The 382-nt window shown below is 80.6% G+C and carries 1 pseudogene; it reads left to right on the top strand.

The features are described 5' to 3' along the window. Positions 1–53: 53 nt before the first annotated feature. Positions 54–382, top strand: a pseudogene (locus G3I42_RS03270) (class F sortase); the annotation flags it as partial.

The following is a 382-nucleotide window of genomic DNA, read 5'->3' as shown; positions in this document are numbered from 1 at the left end:
GTGGTGCTGCGCCGCCGCCGTCAGGGCGCGGGGGCGTGAGGCGCGGCTCCGGGTTGCTCGTGGCCGGGCTCGCGCTGGTGTCGCTTCTCGGCACCGGCTGCGGGCCCGGCCCCGCGCGTACGGGCGACGCGGGCGCCGCACCCGGTACGGCACGTACGACCGCGTCGCCCAGCCCGTCGCGTACGAGCGAGGCCGCGGCCGGACCGAGCGCGTCGACCGCCCGCCCGACCCGCCTCCTCGTCCCCGCGGCCGGTGTCGACACCTCGCTCACGCCGCTCGGCCTCGCGCCCGACCGGACCGTGGAGGTGCCGCCGCTCGTCGCGCACGACGTCGCGGGCTGGTACGAGAACGGGCCGCTGCCCGGCGAGCGCGGGCCCGCCGT

Source organism: Streptomyces sp. SID11385 (genome assembly GCF_010548245.1).
Lineage (GTDB): Bacteria > Actinomycetota > Actinomycetes > Streptomycetales > Streptomycetaceae > Streptomyces.
Note: the sequence above shows the minus strand (reverse complement) of the source record. Positions and strands in the feature narration are given on the sequence as shown.